The organism is Chrysiogenia bacterium (assembly GCA_020434085.1).
In the GTDB taxonomy this organism is placed as follows: domain Bacteria; phylum JAGRBM01; class JAGRBM01; order JAGRBM01; family JAGRBM01; genus JAGRBM01.
In genome coordinates, this window is record JAGRBM010000517.1 from 1 (window position 1) to 5,150 (window position 5,150).

1 protein-coding gene is annotated in these 5,150 nt (G+C 63.5%); it reads right to left on the reverse strand.

What is annotated here, in order from left to right; all coding sequences use genetic code 11:
• Positions 1–5,150 (reverse strand): hypothetical protein (locus tag KDH09_17360; GenBank protein MCB0221469.1); only part of this gene is annotated, 5,150 nt, incomplete at both ends.

Sequence of the window (5,150 nt, forward strand, 5' to 3'; positions counted from 1 at the left end):
CGGCACGATTTCGAATCCGTCATAGATTGCCGGATCTTCGATCGGGTCTTCGGTTCCGGTGGGCAGGTTCTGGGCATCGTTGAGGTCGCCCACGGGAAGCGCTACCGGCGCGGAGGGAACGATGCGCTTGCTGCGCTCGACCGTGCTTGTGACGCTCACCAGATCCCACAGGAAGGACATCTCGGGGGGCACGTCGACGAGGAAGCTCGTCACCGGCAGGCTCGGCTCACCGGCCGCGCCCATCTGCGCGTAACCGGCGATGTTCACCACGTCATAGGTCGTCTCGCCAAGGTCCACCGTGCTCCACTCGGCGGGTGGCACGGTGATCTCGATGTCGAGACCCAGGGCGCCGCCCTCGCCTTCGGTGCGGTTCACGACAATCTGGCCGCTGCCGGCCACGGGCGTGCCGCCCTCGGCCCACTCGGGGGGCGCGCTGTCGGGGAAGATCGGGTTTGTCAGGTATTCAGAAGAAACCTCCGGCGCGCTGAGACCCGGATTGGTCCAGGCCTCCACGGGCCCATAGGTATGGGTGTTGCCGCTGTACTCGACTTCTTCGAGCAGGTAGTAGTAGGTCGTCTCGGGCTCCACGAAATCATCGGCAAAGAGATAGGCGCCGCCCAGGTCGCTGTAGCCAAGGCCCGAGATCAGCCCCGAGTTGATCTGCACGAAGCCGCCGTTGGGGCGCGTCGAGCGGTAGATATTGAAACCGTGCGTGCCGATTTCCTGCCCCGTGGTCCAGCGGATGTGGACTGCGTCCTCGTATCCGAGCGCGTCGAAGGCGAGCAGCTCGACGGCCGCAGCCGAGGAAATCGCGAACTGGAAGGTGCAGCCCGTCTCCACGCCGTTGGACTCGTAGGCCTTGATGCACACGGTGTAGGCGCCGGGCTCACGCGCCTGCAGGGGCAGCGCCAGCTCGTACCAATAGCCCGCGTTGTCGCCCGCATCGTTGTAGACCAGCGGGAGGATCATGTCCTCGATGGGAACGACGTCGTTCATCATCGTCATCGGGTTGTAGACAATGGTATTGAGCAGGTCGCCGTAATCGGTCGGACCCGAGGGCATCGCCGGCTCCTTGCCCCAGACGGTGATGCGCGCGTCCTCGAGCGAGAGCAGGCCGCCGCCGATGTCCGCCTTGCCGAAGGGGTCCTCGATGTAGCCGCGCAGCCACACACCATTGGCCGTTCCCGAGGGATCGAAGGTGTAGGGCGAATTGCCGCCTCCGCCCGGGATCATCGTGTCGAAAGGCGCGTCGTAGGCATTCTGCTGGGAGACCTTGATGTAGGTCGGTGTCCTGAAGACGATCTGGCTGGAACCCGGGCAGACGTTGGGGTCCATGGTCACCATGCTCGTGAACGCATCCGAGCACATGCCGCCCTCACCGAAGTCCGTGCTCGAAGGCGTGTTGTCATGCCAGACGCCGATGGCGTTCGTCGCCAGGTTGCGCACTTCGAGCGAAATGCCAAAGCCCGCAGGAATGGTGATGTTGTCGTTGATCGTCAGATTGAACAGCGTCGCCGTCGTCGGGTTGTTGGGCTGGTCGACGAAGCGCGCGTCCGAGCCGATACCGATCGAGGTCACGCCGTCGGTCGCGATCATCGAGATTGAAATGAGCGAGTTGTTGTTGTTCGTGCCGATGTAGAGCGCCACCGTCACGTCGGTCGCACCGCCGGCGATCTCGAAGTCGGTCTGAAATTCGGGCTCCTGCTGGAAGAAGCGCACGCTGAGCGAGGGGATCGTGGTGCTGGTGTTGTCGGCCTCGGTATTGGGATAGGTATCCATACCGCGCGTCACGGCGCCGACGCTCGAATGCAGGTGCAGCGTCTTCACATCCGTGGGCGGCGGCTCGCTGCTGGTCAGGAAGGTCGCCGTATCAGGCGGTGAGATCGCGGGCACCGCCGTGAGATCCGTCGAGTCGGTCACACCAGCCAGGGCGAACTTCGGCACGGTCTTGCGCACGGTAAAGGATTGAGTCTCCGTCATTACCGTGCCGTCGGCGATCATCACGCTCGGGTTGCCGGCCGCCGCGCAGGCGCCGTCATAAGCCGGGTCGATGAAGTCCCAGACCCCGTCGCCATCGGTATCGTCGGCGATGAGCGTCATTCCCGTCCCGTCGAGAAGCTGGGTGCCCCAGCCCTGGCTGGAAGCGCCCGCGTCGAGGGCCACGCACTGCGCGGGCCCCTGATTCTGCAGCACGATCGGGTAGTCGGCGGTATTGGGATAGGGCTTGGCGACCTGCACTTCCTGGTTGGGCTGCAAGCGAATCACCAGATTCACCAGGGTCACCACCGCGCTCTGGCAATCATTGGCAGGGGTCTGATCGTTGCGCGGGCTGGTGAGATTCGTGCACACATCGACCGTGTAATCGCCGTCCGAGCAACCGCTCGTGTCCCAGAAATAGGGGGAAACCTCCGCCGTCTCCGGAGCAGGGACGGCCAGGCTCACATTGCCCATGGACGTCCCACTGGGCAACGCCACATCGCAGCCGCCCGGCCCGGTGATGGTGATATCGACCGGCATATTGGCCGCATCGACGATGCCGAAGAGCGCCGCCAGCGCGCCGATCTCGATCGTGTCACCGGCAATGTAGTTCTCGCCGTCGACGATGCCGCTCAGGCTCTGCACGCCCGCGTCAAACCGCACCGCCAGTCCGGCATCGAGTTGCGCCTGCATGCCGGCCTGATCGACGCCGATGCCCCAGATGATGGGCAGCGTCGCGGTCTGCCCTGCAGTCAGCGTCCCGATGTTCCAGCGCCCGGCGCCCGAGGCGTCACCGGCATAGGTCGTCTGGTTGAGCGAACCCAGATTGTTGGCGCGCTGGGCGTTCCACATCGTGGTGTACTGATCGACGCCGTGGGCATTGGTGGGCGTATCCGTTCCCGCCGTGAAACCACCGTAGGCGATATTCGGCGCAACTGCGTCCTGATCCACGCCATAGATGGTGTCGTTCGTCCCGTCGTAGTAGGCATCGTCGTTGTTGAAGCTGCCGTTGAAGTTGTAATCGACGCCCTGTAGCAGCGCGACGCCATTGCCGCCACCGTTGGTCAGCGCGCCGTTGTAGGTCACGGCGGATTCATTGGTCACGTAGTAAACAGTGGCGAACCACTGGTTGTTCTCGCGAATAATCGTCTTCTGCACCACGCTGAGTTCGTAGCCTGTCTCGGGCGCATCGAGCCGCGTCACGATCACGCTCTCGATCTCGCCACCGGGCGTGGTGTTCTGCGTAATGATGCGCTGGGAGGTATTGGTGAAGGTGCCATCGGCACCCGATCCGCCCACGCAACCGCCACTTCCCCACTGCAGGTCGTCCTGCGCGCCGGCGGGGTCCCAGCGGACTGCGAACTTGCCGCCGGCACAATCGTCGAGCTCCCAGGCGATGTTGTCGCCGATATCCCCCAGATGGTCCTGCGCCTGACTGGGCGTATCGCCGTCGTTGAAGGGGAAGAGGATCGTGCCGATCTCGCCACCGCCGTTGTTGTTGGTTCCCATGGTGCCGGGCTCAATGGTGACCAGCATGGAGTTGTTGGGAACCGGAGGAGGCGGATCCTTTTCGACGCCGTTGATGAAGAACGCCGGGCTGCCGGGGATCAGGTTGATCGAAGCGCTCTTGCAGTCGTTGCTCGTAAAAGCGTCGCCTGCCAGTGCGGTGCAGACCTTGATCAGGTAGTTGCCCGTGTTGCAGGGCCCCGTATTGGTATTCCACGTGAAGTCGGGTGCGTCGGCAATGGCCATTCCCGGCAGGGTGAGCGCGACGCTCGAGGAGCTCACCTGATCGGTCGGCAATGTGCAGCCCGCCGGCATTCCGTCGGGGCGCGTGATGGTCAGGTAGGCGTCAGCCGTCTGGCTCGTCTCCCCGTAGTTGCGAAGCCGCGAGCTGATCGTGATGGTGGAGCGCTCGATGATGCTGGCACCGTTGACCGGGGAGGCAATACGAAGCACGCCTACGTCGATCGTGCCGCCGATTGTGAATGTGAGACTCTCGCAGTCGTTGCCGGGCTCGGCATCACCAGGCTCGTTCGTGCACAGATCGAGCTGGTAGCCGCCATCGTTGCAGCCGGTCGTATCGAAGGTGTAGTCGGGGCTCACCGTCACCGGCGTCATCGTGTCGGAGACCGTCACGGTGGTGTATTGCACAGCCGTGGGCAGTGAGCAGCCTGCCGCACCTGCCGAGAGGCGCGTGATGGTGGCTTCGACGGGCACGTTGGTGAACGTCCCGGTCGTTCCGTAGAACTCGGCCTCGGCGCTGGCAGTGAGAATGTCACCGGCGGTGTAGTCGGTGCCGCTGGCCGGTGAGGTGATTGCCCCCATGCCCGGGTTGGTGGGCGGAATGAGCGTCACCGTGATCATCTGGCAGTCGTTGCCCGTCTGCTGGTCAGTGCCCAGGTTGGTGCAGACCTCGATATCGTAGTCACCCGAGAGGCAGCCGGTGGTATCCCACATGATCGTGGGCGTCGCCGCTGTCTCCATGGTCGGAACGACCAGCGAGGCCACGTTGCCCGCGCTTGTCGCACTCGGCAGCGTGCAGCCCGAGGCCCCCATGTCCGTGCGGGTCACCGTGTAGATGATCGGCACATTGGACTGGTCTTCGAGGCCGTAGAGGCCCGCTGTCGCGTCGATGGAGATGGTTGAGTTGGTCGCAAAACTCGCCATGTCGGCCGGCGAGTCAATGCTCTCGATGCCCACGTCGATGCGGCGGCTGTTGCGACCGGTTGCGATGAGCGCATCCACCTCCGCCTCGCTGGTGCCGACGGCGAAAATAAATGTCAGAACATGGGTCTCGCCGCTGTTGAGCGTGCCCGGGTTGTAGCGCTGAACCGCTGTGATGTAACCGGTCGACGGGCCGTTGCCACCGTTGGGATTACCATCCACAGCGTTGGTGAAGGCGTCATCACGAGCGTTCACACTGGGGTTTCCCTGCACGTCGTGGTCGCTGTCACCCGCACCACCCGAATAGGCAACATAGAAATTGCTGGCACCGTTGCGCGCGTAGATCGTGTCTGTCGCACCGCCCGTGTAGTAGATCGTCCCGTTGGGCGAGCTTCCCTGCAGACGGAAACCGGCATCCTGCATGAAGGAGATGCCCTCGGGAAAGCCCGAGATGTTATCGGTGAAGTTGTTGTTCGATGAATTGTTCAGGTAGTAGACCACCGCGA